20 protein-coding genes are annotated in these 23032 nt (G+C 67.5%); 9 read left to right on the top strand and 11 right to left on the bottom strand.

What is annotated here, in order from left to right; translation table 11 throughout:
* Positions 1–212: 212 nt before the first annotated feature.
* The 3 genes from H3H55_RS17085 to H3H55_RS17075 all read right to left on the bottom strand — a co-directional run bounded on the left by H3H55_RS17085 (position 213) and on the right by H3H55_RS17075 (position 2220).
* Positions 213–1571: a GGDEF domain-containing protein gene (locus tag H3H55_RS17085; RefSeq protein WP_193099425.1), complete on the bottom strand. Its 1359-nt coding sequence runs from the start codon at positions 1569–1571 to the stop codon at positions 213–215.
* Positions 1572–1685: 114 nt separating this feature from the next.
* Complete coding sequence (locus H3H55_RS17080) at positions 1686–1934, bottom strand: DUF2795 domain-containing protein (RefSeq protein WP_129513289.1); 249 nt, start codon at positions 1932–1934, stop codon at positions 1686–1688.
* Positions 1935–2049: 115 nt separating this feature from the next.
* Positions 2050–2220 (bottom strand): hypothetical protein, encoded by a 171-nt coding sequence (locus H3H55_RS17075; RefSeq protein WP_014895655.1) that lies wholly within the window; start codon positions 2218–2220, stop codon positions 2050–2052.
* Between the two features lie 150 nt (positions 2221–2370).
* Between H3H55_RS17075 and speG the strand changes: the two genes are divergently transcribed.
* From speG to H3H55_RS17060, 3 genes are all read left to right on the top strand, one after another.
* Positions 2371–2913, top strand: a complete 543-nt coding sequence (speG, locus tag H3H55_RS17070; protein ID WP_048244756.1) for a spermidine N1-acetyltransferase — start codon at positions 2371–2373, stop codon at positions 2911–2913.
* Between the two features lie 503 nt (positions 2914–3416).
* Positions 3417–3764: a surface attachment protein Sap1 gene (gene sap1, locus H3H55_RS17065; RefSeq protein WP_193099424.1), complete on the top strand. Its 348-nt coding sequence runs from the start codon at positions 3417–3419 to the stop codon at positions 3762–3764.
* Between the two features lie 189 nt (positions 3765–3953).
* On the top strand, positions 3954–4508 hold the full coding sequence (locus H3H55_RS17060; protein WP_129513287.1) for a YaeQ family protein: 555 nt from the start codon (positions 3954–3956) through the stop codon (positions 4506–4508).
* Between the two features lie 21 nt (positions 4509–4529).
* Here the strand turns inward: H3H55_RS17060 and H3H55_RS17055 are convergent, their stop codons facing one another.
* Positions 4530–4943 (bottom strand): VOC family protein, encoded by a 414-nt coding sequence (locus tag H3H55_RS17055; RefSeq protein ID WP_048244751.1) that lies wholly within the window; start codon positions 4941–4943, stop codon positions 4530–4532.
* 435 nt (positions 4944–5378) lie between these two features.
* Here H3H55_RS17055 and ada point away from each other — a divergent pair, with 435 nt between their 5' ends.
* The 3 genes from ada (at position 5379) to gshA (ending at position 9331) form a co-directional block, all read left to right on the top strand.
* Entirely contained in the window at positions 5379–6470 is a 1092-nt protein-coding gene (gene ada / locus H3H55_RS17050) for a bifunctional DNA-binding transcriptional regulator/O6-methylguanine-DNA methyltransferase Ada (protein WP_193099423.1), read from the top strand.
* The gene (locus H3H55_RS17045) at positions 6467–7426 is read left to right on the top strand and encodes a DNA-3-methyladenine glycosylase family protein (RefSeq protein WP_193099422.1); all 960 of its coding nucleotides are present in this window, start codon (positions 6467–6469) and stop codon (positions 7424–7426) included. Before ada ends, H3H55_RS17045 begins: the two co-directional genes overlap by 4 nt.
* A 291-nt stretch (positions 7427–7717) precedes the next feature.
* On the top strand, positions 7718–9331 hold the full coding sequence (gene gshA / locus H3H55_RS17040; protein WP_193099421.1) for a glutamate--cysteine ligase: 1614 nt from the start codon (positions 7718–7720) through the stop codon (positions 9329–9331).
* A 101-nt stretch (positions 9332–9432) separates the two neighbouring features.
* Here gshA and H3H55_RS17035 read toward each other — a convergent pair whose 3' ends face one another.
* Positions 9433–9744: a DUF4148 domain-containing protein gene (locus H3H55_RS17035; protein ID WP_193099420.1), complete on the bottom strand. Its 312-nt coding sequence runs from the start codon at positions 9742–9744 to the stop codon at positions 9433–9435.
* A gap of 510 nt (positions 9745–10254) precedes the next feature.
* Between H3H55_RS17035 and H3H55_RS17030 the strand changes: the two genes are divergently transcribed.
* Complete coding sequence (locus tag H3H55_RS17030) at positions 10255–11895, top strand: L-lactate permease (RefSeq protein WP_129513280.1); 1641 nt, start codon at positions 10255–10257, stop codon at positions 11893–11895.
* A gap of 111 nt (positions 11896–12006) precedes the next feature.
* On the opposite strand, the gene H3H55_RS17025 is transcribed toward H3H55_RS17030, so the two are convergent.
* Entirely contained in the window at positions 12007–12906 is a 900-nt protein-coding gene (locus H3H55_RS17025) for a LysR family transcriptional regulator (protein WP_193099419.1), read from the bottom strand.
* 231 nt (positions 12907–13137) lie between these two features.
* Between H3H55_RS17025 and H3H55_RS17020 the strand changes: the two genes are divergently transcribed.
* Together H3H55_RS17020 and H3H55_RS17015 are read left to right on the top strand one after the other, a co-directional pair.
* Entirely contained in the window at positions 13138–15309 is a 2172-nt protein-coding gene (locus H3H55_RS17020; RefSeq protein WP_193099418.1) for a phosphocholine-specific phospholipase C, read from the top strand.
* Positions 15310–15503: 194 nt separating this feature from the next.
* A complete protein-coding gene (locus H3H55_RS17015; RefSeq protein WP_193099417.1) occupies positions 15504–16232 on the top strand; it encodes a phosphonate utilization associated transcriptional regulator in 729 nt (242 codons plus the stop codon).
* A 100-nt stretch (positions 16233–16332) separates the two neighbouring features.
* On the opposite strand, the gene H3H55_RS17010 is transcribed toward H3H55_RS17015, so the two are convergent.
* From H3H55_RS17010 to H3H55_RS16990, 5 genes are all read right to left on the bottom strand, one after another.
* A complete protein-coding gene (locus H3H55_RS17010) occupies positions 16333–17721 on the bottom strand; it encodes an FAD-dependent oxidoreductase (RefSeq protein ID WP_193099416.1) in 1389 nt (462 codons plus the stop codon).
* A gap of 97 nt (positions 17722–17818) precedes the next feature.
* A complete protein-coding gene (locus H3H55_RS17005) occupies positions 17819–18949 on the bottom strand; it encodes a 2-aminoethylphosphonate--pyruvate transaminase (protein ID WP_193099415.1) in 1131 nt (376 codons plus the stop codon).
* Positions 18950–18997: 48 nt separating this feature from the next.
* A complete protein-coding gene (locus tag H3H55_RS17000; protein ID WP_129513274.1) occupies positions 18998–20725 on the bottom strand; it encodes a putative 2-aminoethylphosphonate ABC transporter permease subunit in 1728 nt (575 codons plus the stop codon).
* On the bottom strand, positions 20722–21813 hold the full coding sequence (locus tag H3H55_RS16995) for a putative 2-aminoethylphosphonate ABC transporter ATP-binding protein (RefSeq protein WP_193099414.1): 1092 nt from the start codon (positions 21811–21813) through the stop codon (positions 20722–20724). Before H3H55_RS16995 ends, H3H55_RS17000 begins: the two co-directional genes overlap by 4 nt.
* Positions 21814–21910: 97 nt before the next feature.
* Entirely contained in the window at positions 21911–22966 is a 1056-nt protein-coding gene (locus H3H55_RS16990; RefSeq protein WP_193099413.1) for a putative 2-aminoethylphosphonate ABC transporter substrate-binding protein, read from the bottom strand.
* Positions 22967–23032 lie beyond the last annotated feature (66 nt).

The raw sequence follows: 23032 nt of genomic DNA, 5'->3' as shown, positions 1-23032 counted from the left end.
CCACGATACAGCCGCTCAGCAACACGGCGACGCCGGCAATCAGCAAAAGGACTTTCTTCATGGTGCTCACCTGCTTGGGTTCAATGTGAAACCCAGCATAGCCAGCGCCCGCAACACCGGCTGTAAGCATTGGTATCCCCGCTCCGCAATGCGTAACGGCGGATTATTCCGGTCAAAATGACCGTAACAAATGCCCCAAACAGCAGACGTTTTCAGGCGACGACGACCCTGTTTCGCCCCGCATCCTTCGCACGATACAGCGCGGCATCGGCAGCTTCGATCAACGCATCGGGTGTCGACAAGTCATCGGCCGACACGGTCGCACAGCCGACGCTGACGCTCACGCGCCCCGCCGGCGCCGCAGGCATCGCGAGATCGAGCCGCAACACGGCTTCGCGCGCCTCTTCGGCAACCACCCGCGCACCGCGCGCCCCCGTGTTCGGCAGCACGATCGCGAACTCCTCGCCGCCGTAACGCGCGACGATATCCGCGGGCCGCCTCACCGCGCCGGCCAGCGCATTCGCGACCGCGATCAGGCACGCATCGCCCTTCACGTGACCGAACGCGTCGTTGTAGGCCTTGAAGAGGTCGACGTCGACCATCAGCAGCGACAGCGGTTCGCTCTGTCGTCGCGCCTGCAGGAACAGCGTGTGGAAATGATCGTTGAAGTGGCTGCGGTTGAACGCGCCGGTCAGGCCGTCGCGTGCGGAAGAACGAACCAGCGTCGCATGCGCCTCGAACAGCTGCTGGTACAGCATCGTCACTTCCCAGGCGAGCACGCACACGAGTACGCCGGGCGTGAACATGCTGAACACGCGCGCGACATACCAGCCGACCGTGTAGCGGTTCGTGGCCAGCAGGTTCAGCGTCGTGTCGGTGAGGCACGCGAGCACCGCGATCGCGAGCCACAGGTCGAGCGTCGTGCGCAGCCGGCCGGTGGCCAGCACGGCAACGAGCGCAAGGGCATTGAGGATCCACACGAAGAGCGCGATGCCGCTGAAGGGCAGCAAGGCCGCGTCGCCGGGCGGAAGGAACGCGGGCGGAAGCGACACGTTCAGCGCGAACGCGCACAGCAGCGCGGCCGCGACGGCCGGCCCGCCGACGAGCGCGACCGCCCACCGGCGCGTCTGCCTGTCACCGACCGGTGCGCGCGTCAGCCGCTCGCGTGCGAGCAGCGCAGCCATCACGAAGCACGGGAAACCCGCATGCCAGAAGACCCACATCCACGCGGCGCTTTGCGGGCGCGCGCCGAGCAGGCCATGCGGCGCGAACACGCCCGGAAAGGTGAGCAACTGCAGCGCGACGGCGAGCGCGGTGAACGCGTAGGCGCCGCCGAGCGCGCCGAGCACGGGCTGGCGCGTGACGGTGAACTGCGCGCCGAGGAAGAACGCCGCGATGCTCGCGGTCGTGAACACGGTGAGCGCGCACATCGGCATGAACGGCTCGACGGCCGGCAGCGTGACGTTCGCGTGCGGCGCGGCGATCCCGAGCGCAAGCAGGATGACGAGCGCCGTCAACGCGCCGAACCAGAGCTGACGGCGCGTCGTGTGCTGGATCAGGATGCCTTCCATGGAGTCCCCCGGACACGCGTGCGGAAACGCCCGGTCTTGCGCCGGGCGGCACGGCACGCATCCGGTCGCGGCGCGACCGGTGCGGCCCGATCCTATCGCGTTATTGGCGCGCGCTCAAATGCCGAGCCCCGGGCCGAAGTTGCCGGCGACCCAGTGCGTGACGGCGTCGACGTCCGCGTAGTCCTGTTCGGGCAGGCCGTCGAGCATCGACAGCACTTCGTTGCTGGCGCCGGCTTCCCGCGCGGCATCGACGAGCGCATCCTTGTTCGCCGGGTAGCGGACGGCCGCGAGCACGTCGGCGATCTGCAGATCGATCGTTTCGTGAGGGATATCGTGCGGCGGGGGAGCGGGCTGGTCGTTCACGGCGGCGTCTCGCGGGTTGAGCGGGAATCGGATCGAAGCGGAATCGGGGCGCGCCACGTGTTGCCCGGCTCGGGGTGGCCCGGCCGGCGCGCACTGCGCAGGGACGGCGATCGACTCAATGCTCGCGTCGCACGCGGCGCCACGGGTGCTTCCAGTCGATATGGGGTGCGTTTTCGTCGCGCGGATGCTGACGCCGATGCTCCTGCCAAAGTTCGTCGGAGAACAGCGCCGCCACGATCACGAGCGGCAGGACGAGAAAAATACCGAGTATGACTTGCTCGATCACGATAGCCTCCCTGCGGTGGCAGGAACCCTAGCTCCCATTCTAGGCTCTGAACTTCGCCCGCGTTCAATTTCTTACAGTGCGAAACGGGCCCGAACGCGGCTGCGCCGCGCGGGCGTTTCGCACGTGCGCCGGCCTCAAAAAGGACTGAACATGCAACTCCAGAACGATACCAACACGCTCGCGCTACGGCCGCTGGAGCGCCAGGACCTGCGCTTCGTCCACGAACTGAACAACGACGCGAAGATCATGCGCTACTGGTTCGAGGAGCCGTACGAAACCTTCTCGGAACTGTCACAACTGTACGACCGTCACGTGCACGACCAGCGCGAGCGCCGGTTCGTCACGGTCGATTCGCAAGGGGAACTGGTCGGCCTCGTCGAGCTGATCGAACTCGACTACATCCATCGCCGCGGCGAGTTCCAGATCATCATCGCGCCGCAATGCCAGGGGCGCGGTTATGCGGGCCAGGCGACGCGCCTCGCGATCGAGTACGCATTCAAGGTGCTGAACATGCGCAAGCTGTACCTGATCGTCGATACGTCGAATGCGGCGGCGATTCACGTGTACGAAAAATGCGGATTCCAGCACGAGGCCGAATTGAAGGAAGAATTTTTCGGAAACGGCGCGTATCACAACGCTTATCGCATGTGCATTTTCCAGCGCGATTATTTCGAGCGTCAGCAATCGGCCTGAAATAAAGCCGGGTCAAAACACTGACGAAAGACACCCGCGGCGGGGCTTCCGCGGGCGCCGGAGGCATGCGGGGAAATACGGATAAATACGCATGCGCTTATACCTGGCATTTTTCTTGTATCAGGTAAATGCGATTCCGCGTTGCGGTAAAGTCAGATTGTTTCGGATGACTTTAGGTGCAATGCATCAAAATGATCGGGATGGCGAAATGGATTATCCAAACCGTTCAATCGCCGCATTGTAATTTTTCTGAAAACCTTACCGGATAACGCTTTCCGCCTGGTGTCACGGGCCGGTCCGCCGCGCGGCACACCTCGCCGCGTGTGCGCATCGCACGAAAATCGGGCTGCGCGCGGGGTGCGACAATCCGCCGCTATTGCGATCGCACAACAAATGTGCTTGCTATCGCTTGCCGGTCTTCTAAAGTGAAAAACGCGGGTTCACGATCACCTTTAAACACATAGCTAACCCGAGCCTGGTGCCCGCAAGCCTGGAGACAGAACATGATGAAACGAACCGGTATGCTCGTTGCCCTCGTCGGTGCATTTTGCGTGGTGTCGATTGCCCAGGCAGGCGGCGATTCGGCCGTCAAGCCGACGCAGGAAATCCAGCTGACGAAGAACGCATGGGGCTGCCTGTCGAAAGACAATCTGGACTCCGTACTGAGCCACGAGCGCGATGGCAAATCGCAGGCGAAGCAGCAGTACTTCGACGACTACCGTTGCCTGTCGGTACCGGAAGGCCAGCGTTTCCGCGTGGTGTCGGTCGAGCAGGGCGACGTGCAGTTCGTCAGCGCCGACAACAGCGACCAGCAGGGTCTCTGGACCGATTCGCGCTTCGTCAAGCAGTAACCCGCAATAACCCGCGCAGTCGCACGACGCGCGAGCGCGCCGGCCCGATTGGCCGGCGGCGCGAACCGAACACGGCCCGGCGCATGCCGGGCCGTTGCGCTGTGGCGCGCACATGACACGCGCCGGGCGGCGCGCATTCGGTATCATCACGGCCCGACCGAACCGAATGCCCGCCCGGGCCGCATCCGCATGGCGCTGAAATCCACGATCTACAAAGCCGAACTGCAAATCGCCGACATGGATCGGCATTATTACGCCGACCACGCGCTCACGGTGGCGCGCCATCCGTCGGAAACCGACGACCGGATGATGGTGCGGATCGTCGCATTCGCGCTGTTCGCGAACGAGCGGCTCGAATTCTGCAAGGGGCTGTCGGACGTCGACGAGCCCGATCTGTGGCAGAAGGACCTGACGGGCGCGATCGACGTCTGGATCGAGGCCGGCCAGCCCGACGAGCGGCGCATCTCGAAGGCGGCCGGCCGGGCCGGGCAGGTCACGGTGATCGCGTACGGCGGCAAGACGTCGGATATCTGGTGGCAGGGCGTGCGCAGCAAGGTCGAGCGGCTGCGCAACGTGCAGGTGCTGTCGCTCGCCGATGGCGTCGCGGCCGCGCTCGGGCAGCTCGCGGAGCGCACGATGCGCCTGCAGTGCACGGTGCAGGACGGCGCGGCGTGGATCTCGAGCGCCGATCACGACCCGATCGCGGTCGAATGGACGGTCCTGAAGGCGCGCGCGGGCGCGTGACGGCCCGCGCACCGGCCGCGCTCAGCCGATCGCGGCCGGCGGCCCCTTGAATTCCAGCATGTTGCCTTCGGGATCGAACAGGTAGATCGACGGCCCGTAGCCGCCGGCGCCGTAGCGCTCCGCGGGGGCCTCCGGCCGTGCGCCATGCGCGGCGAAATGCGCGGTCAGCGCGTCGGGATCGAACGGCTCGACGCGCAGGCACAAGTGATCGAGGTTGCGTCCGGTGCCGGGCGGCCCGCTGTCGGGGCGGTCGATCGGGCCGCCGACCGATATCAGGTCGATCAGCGCATCGCCGGCGCGCAGCTGCACGAGGCCCAGATCGGGCTGTTCCTTCTCCACATGGCAGCCGACGGCGTCGCAGTAAAAGCGCGTCATCGCCGCCATGTCGGTCACGCGCAGCACGATGTGATCGATCGCGCGGATGGTGGGCTTCATGGGCGGGCACTCCTTCGCAGTCGTCGAGCATCGAGTGTAGACGCATCGCGCCTGCGGCGCCCGCCGGAACGCGGCACAATCGACAGACGAAAAAAAGCCCGTTCACGCGGAGCGGAACGGGCTTAATCCATATCAGGAGGAGACATGGAGGAGACAGTTCCAACTATACACACGGCGATGGTGCGACGCAATATTCCGAATGCAAAAAAACGTCAGGACGGCGATTTGTCGCATCCGCACTGCAGCAAAATGGTGACGGGACGATGACGAAAACCGCGCCGGAACAGCCGGTGCAGGCGTTTTGTCGGATTTATGCTTGAATGGTGTGTCCCCGGTTCGCCGGCTCGAATCAGAGAGCAAGATTCAGGGCGCGACGGCACGTGCCGATGTCTAGAGTAGGCACCATCTACACTACATACAGAGTGCGAGGTTCAGATGAAAACCGCCTATCCGACCGACGATGCCCGCTGGGGCGCCGTGACCACTCGCGATCCGCATGCGGACGGCGCGTTCTTCTATGCCGTGCGCACGACCGGCGTGTTCTGCCGCCCGACCTGCGCGTCGCGGCTGCCGCGCCGCGAGCATGTGTCCTACTTCACCGATCCGGCCGCCGCGCGTGCGGCCGGCTTCCGGCCCTGCAAGCGTTGCCAGCCGGAAGGGCTGCCGCGCGAGCTCGAGATCGTCAACCGCGCATGCGCGGTGCTCGACGCGCACGCCGAGCGGCTCACGCTCCAGCAACTGAGCGATGCCGTGCACGTGAGCCCGTTTCACCTTCAACGACTCTTCAAGCGCGTGGTCGGCGTGTCGCCGCGCCAGTACCAGGCCGCGCAGCGCGGCGCCGCGCTGCGGCAGGCGCTGCAAAGCGGGCAGCCGGTCACGCAGGCGGCCGTCGACGCGGGCTTCAATTCGCCGTCGCGGCTCTACGCGTCGGTGCCGCGCGAACTCGGGATGGCGCCGTCCGCGTTCCGCCGCCAGGGCGCCGGGCTGCGGATCGACTATGCGACCGCGGCGACGTCGCTCGGCACGGTGCTGGTCGCCGCGACCGAACAGGGCATCTGCCGGATCGCGTTCGGTGACGAGCCGGCCGCGCTCGTCGGCGAGCTGAACGACGCGTTCGCCCGTGCCGAACTGGTCGAAGCGCCCGCGCGGCTCGCACCGTTCATCACGCAGATCCGTGCGTACCTGGATGGCACGCGACACGCGTTCGACCTGCCGCTCGACATCGCGCCGACCGCCTTCCAGCAGCGCGTGTGGGAAGCGCTGACGCATATTCCGTACGGCGAAACGCGCAGCTACTCGGAGATCGCCGAAGCGCTCGGCTCGCCGCGCGCGGTGCGTGCCGTCGCGTCCGCGTGCGCGTCGAACCCGGTCGCGCTCGCGATCCCGTGCCACCGCGTCGTGCAAAAGGGCGGCGCGCTTTCCGGATATCGTTGGGGCGTGCGCCGCAAGGCGACGCTGCTCGCATCCGAGGCGCGTCATGTCCACCACGATGAAACCGAAGCCGCGACGGAGGGCAGCGCAGTTTGAGCCTCGCCAAAACAACGATCACGTCAATCGTGAACGGCGGCCATGTGCCGTCGTCCGCGCAGATGGAACTGCGCTTCAATGCGCCTTATGACTGGGCGCGCGTGCTGCGCTTCTTCAGCGGGCGCGCGATTCCGGGTGTCGAGCAGGTCGCGGATGGCACGTATCGCCGCATCGTCGACCTGCACGGCGATTCCGGCCGGCTCACGGTCACGAAACACCCGCGCAAGCATTGCCTGATCGCGACGGTCGAAGGGGCGGTCGCGCGTCATGTCGACGATGCGTTCGCCGCGCGCGTCGCGACGATGTTCGACCTCGGCGCCGATCCGGCCGCGATCGGTGGCGGGCTCGCGCGCGATCCCTGGTTCGCGCCGCTCGTCGAGGCCGCGCCGGGGCTGCGCGTGCCGGGCGCATGGTCGGGGTTCGAGCTGGCCGTGCGCGCGATCGTCGGCCAGCAGGTGAGCGTGAAGGCCGCGACGACGATCGTCGGCCGGCTCGTCGAACGGGCCGGCGAGCGGGTGGTGCCTGTCGACGATGGCGCACCCGCGTGGCGTTTCCCGACGCCCGACGCGCTGGCCGCGTGCGATCTCGACAAGATCGGAATGCCCGGCAAGCGCGTGGCGGCACTGACGGGCGTGGCGCGCGCGGTGGCAGCCGGCGACGTGCCGGTCGATCGCGAGCATGCCGACCTGGCGACGCTGCGTAGCGCATGGCTCGATCTGCCGGGCATCGGCCCGTGGACCGTCGAATACATCGCGATGCGCGCGTGGCGCGACCCCGATGCGTGGCCGGCCTCCGATCTCGTGCTGATGCAGTCGATCGCCGCACGCGACCCGGCGCTCGACCGGCTGGCGAGCCAGAAGCACCGCACCGAAGGCTGGCGGCCGTGGCGCGCGTACGCGGCGCTGCATTTGTGGAACGAAGTGGCCGACCGGGCGGGCGGCGCGCGCGGCGGATGACCGATTCGGCGGCACGGTTGCACCTGCTGCTGCCGGTCCGCGCATCGCGTTCCATCGGACGAATGCATGTGACCGACGTGCCCATCGGTGCCGCCTGGCACCGGTGCCACATGCCGCGACGGCCGCAATCGCCCCGTCCGGCGGCCCGTTCCGCCCCGCGCGCCGTGCCCGGCGCCACCTCAAGCGCGTGTTCCGGCGAGATGTTAAAGTGCCCGCTACCAACGAAGCGACCAACAATCCAGCCGGCCTCGCGCGGCGTTCTGCGCGCGGCCGTCACGCACTTGCGTCTCCATGTCGAACACCATGACTCACCGCCAGTCCGAACTGCTGCTGAATCGCCTCGAAGCGCTGAGCTCGGGCCCGACGCGGCAGCATCTGCCCGACGGCCTGCGCGGCATCGAAAAGGAAAGCCTGCGCGTGACGCGCGACGGGATGATCGCGTTCTCGCCGCATCCGCGCGCGCTCGGTTCGGCGCTCACGCATCCGTCGCTGACGACCGACTATTCCGAGGCGCTGATCGAGCTGATCACGCCCGCGGAACGCGACGCCGCGATCACGCTCGAACGCCTCGACGATCTGCATCGCTACGTTTATGCGTCGCTCGGCGACGAGATGCTGTGGAACGACTCGATGCCGGGCCAGCTGCCGGCCGACGACCAGATTCCGATCGCCGACTACGGCACGTCGAACATCGGCCGCCTGAAGACGGTGTACCGGCGCGGCCTCGCGTATCGCTACGGCCGCACGATGCAGTGCATCGCCGGCATCCACTACAACTACTCGCTGCACGAGGAAGTGTGGCGGCGCCTGCATGCGGAAGAAGGCTCGACGGCGACGCTCGTCGACTACCAGTCGGAACGCTATCTCGCGCAGATCCGCAACTTCCGCCGCCGCAGCTGGCTGCTGATGTACCTGTTCGGCGCGTCGCCCGCGCTCGACACGAAGTTCCTGCGCGGCAAGCCGCACAAGCTCGAGACGTTCGACGCCGATACGCTGTACCTGCCGTATGCGACCAGCCTGCGGATGAGCGATCTCGGCTACTCGAACACGACCGCCCAGGCCGCGCTGCACGTCGACTACAACACGCTGCCCGGTTATCTCGACGCGCTGTCGAAGGCCGTGAGCGAGCCGTATCCGGCGTACGAGGCGATCGGCACGCATCGCGACGGCGAGTGGATCCAGATCAACACGAACGTGCTGCAGATCGAGAACGAGTTCTACTCGACGATCCGGCCGAAGCGCGTCACGTATTCGGGCGAGCGGCCGCTGCATGCGCTCGCATCGCGCGGCGTGCAGTACATCGAGGTGCGCTGCCTCGACATCGATCCGTTCGAGCCGACCGGCATCGCGCTGGAGACCGCGCGCTTCATCGACGCGTTCCTGCTCGCGTGCGCGCTCGACGAAAGCGCGGCGCTCGACTGCGACGCGTACAAGGAAGCGAACGCGAACTTCGGTAGCGTGACGATGGAAGGCCGCAAGCCGGGGCTCACGCTGGCGCGCGACGGCCAGCCGATCACGCTGCAGGCGTGGGCGGACGAGCTGATGATCGATATCGAAACCATCGGCCGCCGTCTCGACGAAATTCGCGGCGGCGACGAGCATGTGCGCGCCATCGCCGCGCAACGCGAGAAGCTCGCCGATCCGGAACGCACCTCATCCGCGCGCGTGCTGCGCACGATGCGCGAGAACGGGCAGTCGTTCCTCGGGTTCGCGCTGGCGCAGAGCGAAGCGCATGCCGCGCATTTCCGCGCGCATCCGCCGTCGGCGGACACGCTGAGCACCGAGCAGGCGCTCGCCGCGAAGTCGCTGGCCGAGCAGGCCGATCTCGAAGCGAAGGAGGCCGGATCGTTCGATGCGTTCGTCGCGGCCTATCGTGCTTATACGCTGAACCGCTTCAGCGTTTGAGGATTGTGCACGCGGCCGCGCGCTGGCGTGCGGGCCGCGTGTGTGTCGGCCGGCGCCGGTGGCGCCGCGCCGTTACCCGTTCAAGCGGGTTCGGTCCGCAATCAGTGATGGGCGTAGGTGCCGCGATCGATCGCGTGCGGTAGCGCCGGTTTGCCCGATTCCACGTTCCCCCTCCCTTCGCTGCCGTAACCGGCGTCCTCGCCGCGCGCCTGCGCGGCACGCTGCATGATCGCCTGCATGTTCTCCGGAAAGTCGGGACTGCTCGCGAGGCTCGTCCGGTAGCCGGCGGCCTGCAGCTCCGCGAGTTCCTGACGGACCTGCGCACGCGTCAGCGTCGATGCGGCCTGCGCATGGGCGGCGCAGGCCGCGCCGATCAGCAGGATCGCGCATGCCGCGTGTTTCATCGTCTTCATCGTGTTCGCTCCGTGAGGTTCCGGTGCCGCGCCGTCGTCGGCGCGGGCGGAATCGATGCGGCCAGTCTAGGCTTCGGACGCCAAACGAAACATCCCGCCCGCCGGCAGGCACCTTTGTTGCACCTGCAACATTGCGCGGGTGACGGCGTTGACCGCATTGAGCGCATTGAGCGCGATGGCGAACCGTTCGCGACGGGCTTCCTGTCGCGCGCGACAGTTGCCGGCCATCTGCCGGCCACCGTGTAGCGGAGGGTTCGCACCGGGTCGCCACGCATCGGGCTTGTCCCCCCTTGTACAAGCGCCGCGCGCCTCCTAACCTCTTTTAAGCGACCGATCGGTTGGCCGTGCAACGTCGTTGCGTGCGCAAGCGTCCGATCGTTGTCGTGACCGTGGAACGATCGCTTTGCCCCGAATCCGGGGGCGCCGAAACGCCAGCCCGGGTCGACCGCACAAGGCATGGGACCCGAGTAAGCGCTAAAGCGCCAACTCGGGTCGACATCTGGAGACACGATGAATCCCACCGACGCCCTACCGCCCGGCATCGTCTTCGCGCAGCCGTTGACGCCGGTCGCCAACTCGCTGTTCCTGTCGTTCCTCGTCGCCGCGATCCCGATCGCGGTCGCGCTGATCGCGCTGGGCGTGCTGCGCCGTCCCGCGTGGCAGGCATCGCTTGCCGGGCTCGTCGCCGGCCTCGCGGTCGCGATCGGCGCGTGGGGCATGCCGGCCGGGCTCGCGTTCAACGCGGTCGGCGCGGGCATGGCGCTCGCGGTCGTGCCGGTGATGTGGATCGTCTTCAACGCGCTGCTGCTGTACAACATCGCGGTGAAGTCGGGCCGCTTCGACCAGTTCCGGCAGTGGATGCTCGACAACCTGCCCGACGACCGCCGCCTCGTGCTGCTGGTCGTCGCGTTCTCGTTCGGCTGCCTGCTCGAAGGGATCTCGGGGTTCGGCACGCCGGTCGCGATCACGAGCGCGCTGCTGATCGCGCTCGGTTTCCCCGCGCTCGAAGCGCTCACCTATACGCTGCTGTTCAACACCGCACCGGTCGCGTTCGGCGCGCTGGGCGTGCCGATCACCGTGCTCGGCGCGGTCACGTCGCTGCCGCCCGCGACGCTCGCCCAGATGGTCGGCCGGCAGTTGCCGTTCTTCGCGCTGCTGCTGCCGTTCTATGTGGTCGGCGCGTATGGCGGGCTGCGTTCGATCAGGCAGCTGTGGCCGGCGCTGCTCGTGTCGGGCGCCAGCTTCGCGATCGCGCAGTTCGTCACGTCGAACTTCCTCGGCTACCAGCTCACCGACGTGCTGTCGTCGCTCACGTCGCTGATCGTCACGATCGGCTTCCTGCAGGTGTGGCGGCCGCAGCCCGATCCGCAATACGCGCTCGCGCGCAGCGTGCCCGCGGCGGCCGGCGCCGCGCGCGCGGGCTTCGGCGGCTGGCTGCCGTGGCTCGTCGTGTCGGTGGTCGTGATCGTGTGGGTGCACGCGAACGTCGCGGCGATCGGCGACGTGAAGATCAAGTGGCCGGGCCTGCACAACGCGGTGTTCGTGTCGCTGTACCACAAGCCGTATGCGGCGATCTGGGATTTCCAGCCGCTCGGCACGGGCACCGCGATCCTGCTGTCGGCAATCATCACCGCCGTGCTGACGCGCACCGGCGCCGGCGCGTTCGTCGAATGTGTGGTCAAGACGTGGCGGCAGACGTGGATCGCGATCGTCACGGTGATGATGATCGTCGGGCTCGCGTACCTGCTGAACTACTCGGGGATCAGCTACACGCTCGGCACAGGCGTCGCATCGACGGGCGCGCTGTTCCCGCTGGTGTCCGCGTCGCTCGGCTGGATCGCCGTGTTCCTGTCCGGCAGCGACACGTCGGGCAACGCGCTGTTCGGCAACCTGCAGGTCGTCGCCGCGCGGCAGCTCGGGCTCGATCCCGTGTTGATGGCCGCGACCAACTCGTCGGGCGGCGTGATGGGCAAGATGATCTCGCCGCAGAACATCGCCACCGGCGTGTCGACGACGGATCTGAAGGGGCAGGAAGGCCTGGTGTTCGCGCGCACCTTCTGGCACAGCGTGATTCTCACGCTGCTGCTCGGCGTGCTCGTGTTCCTGCAGCAGCACGTGTTCACGTGGATGATTCCGGCGCTTCCGAAGTGACGCGCGGCCGGACGCAAAAAGGAAGGCACGAGGAAAAAACGAGGGAAGGCGCGACGAAAAGCGCCAGGCAATGCAGCGGGAAATGCGCGAAAGCGGCGAACGCGCGGCGGCTCAGCGCGCGTTCGCCCGCCGCGTCGTGTCGCGCGTGGCGGGCTCCGCCGGCAGGATGCACGCGAGGAACGCGTCGATCGCCGGGCTCTGGCGGCGCGCCTTCAGGTAGTACACGTATTCGTCGATCGTCGTATCGACGCCGCGCAGCGCGATGACGCGCAGGTCCGGATGGCGCTCGGCCTCGCCGAGCGGAAACAGGCTGCCGCCCACGCCATGCAGGATCGCCTCGCGGATCGCTTCGCGGCTGCCGATCTCCGCGACCGACGCGGTCGCGACGCCGGCCGCGGCCAGGATCGTCTCCGTGCAGCGGCGCGTGATCGAGCCTTCCTCGCGAATCAGCAGCCGCACGTCGGCGAGCTGCGCCGGGTCGATCGCGTCGAAACGCGCGAGCGGATGGGTGCGATGCACGACGAGCACCAGCGGGTCGGTCGAGATCACCTTGCGTTCGAGGCCGTCGGCGTCGTTGCGCTGCGATGAGACGGCCAGATCGATGCGGAATTCCTGCAGCGCCTGCAGGATCTCCTCGGAGTTGCCGATCCGGCACGTGAGCGCGATCGACGGATGCGCGTTCGAGAAGCGGCCGACCGCGTCCATGATGTAGTACGGGCCCGTCGCACCGATCCGCAGGTGCCCTTCGAACAGGCCGCCGACGTTGCGCAGCATGATGTCGGCCTGCGCCTCGAGCGCGATCATCTTCTCGACGAGCGGCAGCAGCTCGATGCCGGTCTCGGTGACCTCGAGCTTGCGGCCGCTGCGGTAGAACAGCTCGACGCCGTACACCTGCTCGACCTGCCGGATCTGCGCGGCAATCGTCGGCTGGCTCACGCCCAGGTGGCGTGCGGCGCGCGTGATGCTGCCCTGCCGGACGGTCGCGTGGAACGCCTTCAGCTGATCGAACACGACTCGGCTTCTCCCCCCTCTTCATCGCGCGTCAGCGTAGCGCACGCGTGTGTCGGCCGCATGAAAGGCGCGTCGTGCGTCACTTCGAAAAAAAGCTGGGGGTCAGCGCAAGAAACCTGCGGGAACCGGTCACGGCCGGGACATGCCGGTGCGGGGTAATAGCGGGTAACACACCGACCGCCGGCCCCGCTCGACCGGCACCCCACTCCTACCGACAACAGGGTTCCCTTCATGTCCTCGAACAATCGACGCGATTTCCTGCGCCTCGCCGCGCAGTCGGCCGGCGCGATGGCCGCCTACGCGGGCTTTCCGCCCGCGATCCGCAACGCGCTGGCGATGCCGGCCGCCTATCGCACCGGCACGATCCGCGACGTGGAACACGTCGTGATCTTCATGCAGGAAAACCGTTCGTTCGACCATTACTTCGGCGGGCTGCGCGGCGTGCGCGGTTTCAACGACCCGCGCCCGCACCTGCTGCCGAGCGGCGCGCCGGTGTGGCAGCAGCCGCCGGCGTCGGTGTTCACGAAGAACTACCATTCGCGCGGCATCGATCCGTCCGCACCGTACGTGCTGCCGTTCTACCTCGACCCGAAGCAGACGACCGAATTCCAGCCGGGCACGAACCACGGCTGGAGCAGCGGCCACCTGTCCTGGAACAACGGCCAGTGGGACCAGTGGGTGAACCAGAAGCAGGACGTGCTGACGATGGGCTACCTGAAGCGCCAGGATCTCACGTACCACTACGCATTGGCCGACGCGTTCACGATCTGCGATTCGTACTTCTGCTCCGCGCACGCCGACACGGCGCCGAACCGCATCTACCTGTGGACCGGCACGGTCGACCCGCGCAACATCTACGGCAACCCGCCGAACGGCCCGGGCATCGGCGAGCGCGACGACGTGAACGGCTACACGTGGACGACCTACGCCGAACGCCTCGAGAACGCGAAGGTCAGCTGGAAGGTGTACCAGGGCGGCACGGGCATCCCGGGCGACCCGACCGACAACTACACCGACAACTCGCTGATGTTCTTCAAGCGCTTCCAGGTGAAGGAAGGCGCGAGCGGCCCGCTGGTCGACAAGGGCGCGTCGGACCACACGCTGGCCGAGCTCAAGGCCGACGTGCAGGCGAACCGGCTGCCGCAGGTGTCGTGGATCGTGGCGCCGTACAAGTACAGCGAGCACCCGCAGGCGTCGCCGACCGACGGCGCGTTCTACATCAACATGGTGCTCGAGGCGCTCACGTCGAACCCCGAGGTGTGGGCGAAGACGGTGTTCATCCTCAACTACGACGAGAACGACGGGCTGTTCGACCACGTCGTGCCGCCGGTGCCGCCGGTCACGAGCGGCGTGGGCGGCCAGGGCATCGTGTCGTCGAACCTGCTGTCGAACCTCGGCGACGAGCTGCTCGACCTGAACAAGTACCCGGGCGAGATGAGCCCGCTCGTGCCGGGCGCGGACCCGGGCGGCATCCAGCCGATCGGCCTCGGGCCGCGCGTGCCGCTGATCATCATCTCGCCGTGGACGAAGGGCGGCTGGGTCTGCTCGGAGACGTTCGACCATACGTCGGTGCTGCGTTTCCTCGAAGCGCGCTTCGGCGTGAAGGAGCCGAACATCAGCGCATGGCGCCGGTCGATCTGCGGCGACCTCACGTCGGCGTTCGACTTCTCCGCGCGGCCCGACACGCGCACGGTGAGCTTCACGGTGCCGCAGCACATCGCGACGGCCGGCCAGGCGTACCAGGTGCCCGCGCAGCAGTCGATGCCGGCGCAGGAGCCCGGCACGCGGCCCGCGCGCGCGCTGCCGTACGAGCTGTTCGTGCACAGCCGCGTGAGCGGACACGATGACACCGTGTCGCTCGACTTCGCGAACTCGGGCGACGCGGGCGCGGCGTTCTACGTGTACGACCGCCGCAACCCGACGACGACGCCGCGTCGTTATGCGGTATCCGCGCACGATCGTTTCGTCGACACGTGGAGCACGTCGGCCGCGCGCGGCGAATACCATCTCGCGGCATACGGCCCGAACGGCTATCTGTGCGAGTTCCAGGGCAACACGCGGCTTGCGGCGGACGGCCGCCACGCGAACCCCGAAGCGAAGATCGGCTACGACGTGCGCAACCGTCACGTGTACCTGCAACTGCGCAACAGCGGGCGCGCGACGTGCCGTGTGACGGTCGACAACGCGTACAGCCATGCGCATGCGCGGACCTACACGCTGGAGCCGGGCGAGCGCGTCGAGGATCACTTCGAGCTGTCGTCGAGCCACGGCTGGTACGATCTGACGATTACCGCGACGACGCTGCGCGGCGGCGACGACAAGGTCGTGCGCCGCTTCGCGGGCCACGTCGAGACGGGTCGGCCGAGCCACAGCGATCCGGGGCCGGTGAAGCACTCGGCCTGACGGCCGGTAAGCGTCGCGCGGTTCGGGCGCAGTCCGCCCGTCGCGCGGCAGCCGCCTGCCGGTTGCATGCCGGCAGGCGGGATTGGTTTTTGGAAACTGAAAACTGTTGACAATGTGTCGGGCCGAGGGTATATAAGGATCATTCGCCGATATGGCGCCCTCGTTTTCACCGCAGCTCCGCTGCCTGCCCGACCATGACTGCCCCGAACACGCTCAGCGCCATCGAACTCCTGCAAAGCCAGTCGCTTGCGATGATTGTCCAGGACATGCTCGAGCGCGCGATCGTCTCCGGCGAATACGCACCCGGCGAGAAACTCAACGAAGTCGAGATCGCGACCAAGCTGAACGTGTCGCGCGGCCCCGTGCGCGAAGCGTTCCGCGCGCTCGAACAGGCCGGCCTGCTGCGCAACGAGAAGAACCGCGGCGTGACCGTGCGCGTCGTGCCGCTGCGCGAGGCCGAGGAAATCTACGAAGTGCGCGCGATGCTCGACGAGTCGGTCGCGCGCGCGCTCGCGCAGCGCATCTCGCCCGACACGCTGAAGGTGCTGAAGGGCATCATCCAGTCGATGAAGGACGCCGCGAAGACGCACGACGTCACGCGCTATACCGAGCTGAACGTGCAGTTCCACGACGCGATGGTCGTCGGCGTCGGCAATACGCACCTCACCGACACCTACCGCCGGCTCGTGCGCCAGCTCGGCCTGTTGCGCCAGGCCGCGATCGAGGCCGAGGAGGACGCGATCGCCGTGTCCGCGGCCGAGCACGACAAGATCGTGCAGGCGCTTGCGGGCGGCGACGGGGAGAAGGCCGTCGTGCTGGTGCGCGAGCACGTCGCGCACGGCCTTGCGCGGATGCGCCGCACGCACGAGCAGGGGCTGCCCGCGACGGGCAAGGCGGCGCGGGACAAAACCGCGCGCGCATAAGGCCCGGCAAGGCTCGCTCGGGTCGTCGCCGAAAAGCAAAGGGACGCTTCGCAGCGTCCCTTTTTCATTGCGCCGTTACCGTCGTCGCATCATCGCTTCGTCACGCCTTGTCGGCCTTCCCGGCCGCGCTCGCGAATTTCGCGAGCCACGTATCGACGGCCGACGGCTGCCGGCTCTCGTCCTCCGCGCGCTCCTTGCGGCGGATCGCATTGCGCACGACGTGCGCGCCGACATAACGAATCGGCTCCGGCGGGAAATGGCCGAGCGGGCCGCGCACGATCGGGCTGCGTGTCCACGCGTTGTCGAGGCCGAGCACGAGCGACGACAGGATCTGCCCGCCCATGTAGGTCGGCCCGACACCGTTGCCCGAATAACCGAAGCCGTAGAACACGTTCGGCGCGTCGTCGAGGCGGCCGAAGAACGGGAAGCCCGTGACCGAGCGGTCCGACGGCCCGTTCCAGCTCGCGGTGACCGGCACGCCCGAGAGTGACGGAAAGAATTCGCGCAGGCTTTGCGTGAGCTGCGCCTCGTACGGCGAGCGCTGGTCGAACACCGGCGCGATGCGGCTGCGCCACGAGAACGTGTTGCCGCCCTTGCCGAGCATCAGCCGCCCGTCGGCGGTGGTGCGGTAGTAGTAGACGAAGATCCGCGAATCGAGCACCGACACGCCGTCGACGAGCCCGGTCTGTTCGAGCAGTTCCGGGCATTTCTCGGTGATGACCATGTCGCTCGACACGACCGCGATCGTGCGCTCGAACTGCGGGAAGCGGCTCGCCATCCACGCGTTGATCGCGAATACGAGCTTGCCTGCCGTGACGCTGCCGGACGGCGTGCGCACGACGGCCGGCTGCCCGGGCGTGAAGTCGAGCATCGGCGTGCGTTCGTAGATCCGGATGCCCATCGCGAGCGCGACGCGGCGCAGCCCGCGCACCAGTTTGCCGGGATGCACGGTCGCGGCGATCGGCGAGTAGACGCCGTCGAGATTGCGCGCGGAACCGGAGCGGCGCGCGACTTCGGCGGGCGGCAGCGGCTCGTAGCTGTGGATGCCGCACGCGGCGAGCGCGTCGAGCACCGGCGCGAGCGTGCCAACCTGCGCGCGCGACGTCGCGGTGTACAGCGTGCCGTCGAGCCGCAGTTCGGCATCGATGTCGTGCGCGCGGCAGAAATCGGCGATGTGCTGGACGGCCGCTTCCGACGCCTTCACGAGCCGGATCGCCTCGGCTTCGCCGAACAGGCGCCGCAGCGTCAGGAATTTCGCGGACCACGTAAGCAGGCACCCGCCGTTGCGGCCGCTCGCGCCGGCGCCGCACAGGTCGGCCTCGACGATCGCGATGTCGAGTGCCGGGTTCTGCTGCTTCGCCTGGATCGCGGTCCAGAGCCCGGTGAAGCCGCCGCCGACGATGCAGACGTCGGCCTGCGTCGCGCCTTGCAGCGCGGGGGCGAGATCGCCGTCGTTGAACAGCGCTTGTTCGATCCAGAAGGGTCGCATCGGATGTTTCGTCAATAAGGGTCGGGGCCGTGCCGCGCACGGCCAGGAAAACCCGGCCGCGTGCACAGGGGCACGCGGCCGATCAAATCATGTCGCGTCAGGCCGCCGCTTCGGCCGACACGCGACGCACGCCCATCGCCCGCAGCGTGTCGGCGATCGCGGCGACGGCGCCGGGGATACCGGCCTCGCCGAAGTGGCCGATGCAGCCGACGCGGAACGTGTCGACTTCGGTCAGCTTGCCCGGATACAGAATGTAGCCGCGCTTTTTGACCTCCTGATAAAACGTCTTGAAATCGTAGTTCGGATCGTCCGGCGCATGGAACGTGACGATGATCGGCGCCTGGATCGCCGGATCGAGGAACGGCCGGAAACCGAGCGCGAGCATCCCGTCGATCAGCGCGCGATAGTTGCGCTGGTAGCGGCCGCCGCGTGCGGCGAGCCCGCCTTCGTCGATGTATTGCGCAACGGCCGCGTCGAGCGCCGCGACCACGTGCGTCGGCGGCGTGAAGCGCCACTGCGTCGTGCGCTGCATGTAGACCCACTGGTCGTACAGGTCCATCGCGAGCGAATGGCTGTTGCCTTCGCACCGTTCGAGCGTGCTGCGCCTCGCGATCACGAAGCCGAGCCCCGGCACGCCTTCGAGGCATTTGCCGGACGCCGCAATTACCGCGTCGAACGGCGTCGTGCGCGCGTCGATGTCGATCGCGCCGAACGAGCTCATCGCGTCGACGATCAGCCCGCGGCCGTGCTTCGCGACGATCTGCGCAATCTCGTGCAGCGGGTTCAGCACGCCGGCACCCGTCTCGCAGTGCACGAGCGCGACGTGCGTGATGCCCGGATCGGCGGCGAGTGCGCGCTCGACGTCGGCGGGGTCGACGCGGCGGTCCTCGCGGTAGTCGATTGTCGTCAGCTTGCGGCCGAGCACGCGGCAGATCTTCGCGAGGCGCTGGCAGTACGCGCCGTTGTTCGGCACGAGCACGTGGCCGTCGCGCGGCACGAGCGTGCCGATCGCCGCCTCGACCGAGAACGTGCCGCTACCCTGCAGCGGCACGCATTCGTGCGTGCCTTCGCCGTGCACGATCTGCAGCAGGCGTTCGCGCAGCCGCGCGGTGATCGCGTTGAAGTCGCTGTCCCACGAACCCCAGTCGCGCAGCATCGCGTCGCGCGTGCGGTCGGAGGTCGTCAGGGGGCCTGGGGTGAGCAGGATGGGCTGGGCGGCGAGCGTCATGGTGTCTCCTTGGTGAAGTCGGGACGTCACGTGAATGCGGCGAAAGGATCAGCGGCGATGCGGGGTGCGCCAGGCCTGCGTGCGGCGCAACAGGCGATGCGAGATGCACGCGAACAGCAGGCACGCGCACGACGACGTCACGAGCACGAGTGTCGCCATCGCGGCGGCCGGGCCCATCTGGCCCGCGTCGTCGAGGTTCAGGATCGCGACGGAGGCGGGCTGCGTGTCCGGCGAGTAGAGGAACGCGACGGCCGAGACCGTCGTCATCCCGTTGACGAACAGGTAACGCGCGATCAGCAGGATCGCGGGCAGGCACACGGGCACCGTCACGCGCAGGAAGGTCTTGTAGAACGGCACCTTCAGCGATGCGGACACGGCCTCGAACTCGCTGTCGATCTGCCTGAGCGCGGTGACGGCGGTCAGGTGGCTCGACGCGTAGTAGTGGACGACCGTGACGATCGCGAGCAGCCACAGCGAGCCGTACAGCCCGTTCAGCGGATTGCCGGGCGCGTTGAACAGGAAGATGTAGCTGATGCCGAGCACGAGGCCCGGCACGCCCATCGGCAGGATCGCGCACAGGCTGATGAAGCCGCGCAGCCAGCGCGCGCCGCGGGTCTTCTCGATCAGGTACGCACCGCCGAACACGACGATCGTGCCGCCGATCGCGACGGTCGCGGCCATCCTCAGGCTGTTCTTGTACGCGTCGAAGATGCCGGCGCCGATCAGCCCCATCCGGTAATGCTGCAGCCCGAGGCTCATCTGGTACGGCCAGAACTTCACGAACGACGCGAACACCGAGATGCCGACCACCGCGATGAAGAACGCGCACACGAGCGCGCAGTACGCGAGCATCGCGGCGTCGAAGCCGCGCGACGGCTTCGGCTGATACGGCGTCGAGCGCGCGCCGAGCTGCGACTGCTGGCGGCGGCGGATGAAGAAGTCGACGCCGAACGCGACGAGCGCCGGACACAGCAGCATCAGGCTCACGACCGCGCTGCGGTTGAAGTCCTGCAGCCCGATGATCAGCTTGTAGATGTCGGTCGACAGCACGTTGTACGAGCCGCCGATCACCACCGGCACGCCGAAGTCGTTGATGCACATCGTGAACGCCACCATCGTCGCGCTGATCAGCCCGTACTTCGCGCCGGGCAGCGTGATCGTGAAGAACTTGCGCGTGCGGCTCGTGCCCATCGCGTCGGCGGCCTCGTAGAGCCGGCCGTCCGCGAGCGACAGCGCGGTGACGAGGATCATCAGCACGTGCGGGAACGACGCGTACACCATGCTCGCGACGATGCCCGGCAGCCCGTAGATCGAATGGCCGTGCAGCAGCGGCTTCAGCAGCCCCGCGTTGCCGAACCAGTAGATGAACGACACGGCCGACAGCAGCGTCGGCGCGAGCAGCGGCAGCAGCGCGATCGTGCGCGCCGCGTTCTTCAGCGGCATGCACGAGCGCGTCAGCGCATACGCGAACGTGAACGCCATCGGCACGACGATCGCCGTGACGAGCGCGCCGACCGTCAGCGAATGCAGCATCGAGCGCAGCACGCCGCTGTCCTCCAGATACTCGACGAAGTTGTGCGCGCCGACGAAATGCCCGTCGGCATCGACGAAGCATTTCTGCACGACGAGCGCGAGCGGCAGCAACAGGAACAGCGACATCAGCGCGGCCATCGCGACGAGCGCGAACTGCGCGATGCGGTCGTGCCAGTGCGTGATCTGCCGCACGTCGGCGGGAGCGGAGGCGCCGCGGCGGCGCTCGGTCAGGACGGTGCTCATTGCAGTCGCTCCTTCGCGCTCGGGAACACGCGGACATGCTCGCGATCGAGCGCGAGGTCGATGCGCGCGCCGGCCTGCACGCCGGTGCGATCGACGTCGTGATACGACAGGTCGGCGACGATCTCCTGGCCGTCGAGCCCGTCGATGCGGAAGCTCACGCGGCAGAACGCGCCGAGGAATTCGAGCTTTTCGACGCGGCCGGCCAGCACGTTGTCGGCCGTTTCGCCCGGCACGCGAATGCGCAGGTCTTCCGGCCGTACGTAGACCGATACCGCCGCACCCTGCGCGGGCCGCGCGGCGCCGTGGCCGCAATCGAGGCCGACCGCACCCGCGCGCAGCGTGCCGTCCTGCGCGACTTCGGCGGGAATCGTGTTGACGCGGCCGATGAAGTCCGCGACGAACGGCGACGCGGGCTGCCGGTAGATTTCGAGCGGCGTGCCGATCTGCTCGATCACGCCGTGGTTCATCACGACGATGCGGTCGGCCATCGACAGCGCTTCTTCCTGGTCGTGCGTGACCATGATCGTCGTCACGCCGAGCCGCTGCTGCAGCGCGCGGATTTCCTGGCGCAGCCGCACGCGCACGCGCGCGTCGAGCGCCGACAGCGGTTCGTCGAGCAGCAGCAGGCCTGGCGACGTGGCAAGCGCGCGCGCCAGCGCGATGCGCTGCTGCTGGCCGCCGGACAGCTGGCCCGGATGCTTGCGATGGCTGTCGGGCAGGCCGACCAGCGCGAGCAGCGTGTGCACGCGCTCGTGGATCGCGTCGCGCTTCATCTTGCGGTTCACGAGCCCGTACGCGACGTTGTCGTACACGGTGAGGTTCGGGAACAGCGCGTACGACTGGAACACGATGCCGTAGTCGCGCAATTGCGGCGGCAGCCGCGAGATGTCGCGGCCGTCCTGCATGATCTGGCCGGCGTTCTGTGTTTCGAGCCCCGCGATGATCCGCAGCAGCGTGGTTTTCCCGCAGCCGGACGGCCCGAGGAAACAGATCATCTCGCCCTTCATCACGCTCAGGTTGATGTCGGTGAGAACCTGCGTGTCGTTGTACCGCTTCTCGATGCGTTCTACGCTCAGATAAGGTGCCATGCGCGCCTCCATGCTGGGGCGGCCCGGGGGCCGGATTCGACGACGGAAAGGGTGACGCGGGGCGGCGCGCGGCGCGGCCCCGCTGCCGGTCGCGGCGTTACTGCTGCGTTTTCGCCCCGTAGCGCTTCTGCCACGTATCGAGGATCGACTGGCGGTTTTTCGCGGACCACACGAAGTCGTTCTTCACGAGCAGGTCCGAATAGTTGTCGGGGATGCCGGCCAGCTTCCGCGCGACGCCCGGATACGCGACGATCGCCCACCAGCGCGCGGTGATCTGGTTCGCGTCCTTGCTCGCCATGAAGTCGGCGAGCTTCTTCGCGGCGTCGGGCTGCTTCGTCGTCTTCATGATCGCCGTGCCTTCCATGTCCCAGCCGAGCCCTTCCTTCGGGAACACGAGATCGATCGGCGCGCCCTGCGCCTGCAGTTCGTGGCCGCGGAATTCGAACGAGATGCCGATCGGGAATTCGCCGGTGCCGGCGAGCGTGCACGGCTTCGAGCCCGAGTGCACGTACTGCGCGACGTTCTTGTCGAGCGCGTCCATGAATTTCCAGCCTTTGTCGTCACCGAAGGTCTGCAGCCACGCGGTCACGTCGAGGTAGCCGGTACCCGACGATACCGGGCTCGGCATCACGATCGCGCCTTTGTAGATCGGCTTCGTCAGGTCTTCCCACGACGTCGGTTTCGGGATGTTCTTCGCCTGCGCGGCGATGCGGTTGTAGCAGATCGTCGCGCCCCACACGTCCATGCCGACCCAGCGCGGCGGCGTGTTTGCGTCGCTGTACTTGCGCGTGAGCTGGTCGAAACCCTGCGGCGCGTACGGCATCAGCATGCCCTGCAGGTCGAGCAGCGTGAGGCTCGACGCGGCGAGGCCGAGCACGACGTCCGCGCGCGGGTTGTTCTTTTCCGCGAGCAGCTTCGCGGTGACCGAGCCGGTCGAGTCGCGCACCCAGCGGATCTCGATGTCGGGGTTCGCTTTCTCGAACGCGTCCTTGTAGGGCTTCATCGCCTCGTCTTCCAGCGCGGTATAGACGAGCAGCGACGTCTTCGCGTGCGCCGCCTGCGCGGCGCCGAGCGCGACCGCCGCGGCGAGCGCGAAGCGGGCCGCGCCCGTTGCCCATGCGTTCAAACGCTTGTTTACCGGCACTTCGTTCATCTTCAGACCCCTTGACTGTGGCGCCGCGGCACGCGGCGGATGAGTGGAGACCAGCCCTCTCTTTGC

Source organism: Burkholderia sp. Z1, from assembly GCF_014893795.1.
Classification (GTDB): domain Bacteria; phylum Pseudomonadota; class Gammaproteobacteria; order Burkholderiales; family Burkholderiaceae; genus Burkholderia; species Burkholderia theae.
This window is presented reverse-complemented; position numbering and strand designations above follow the sequence as displayed.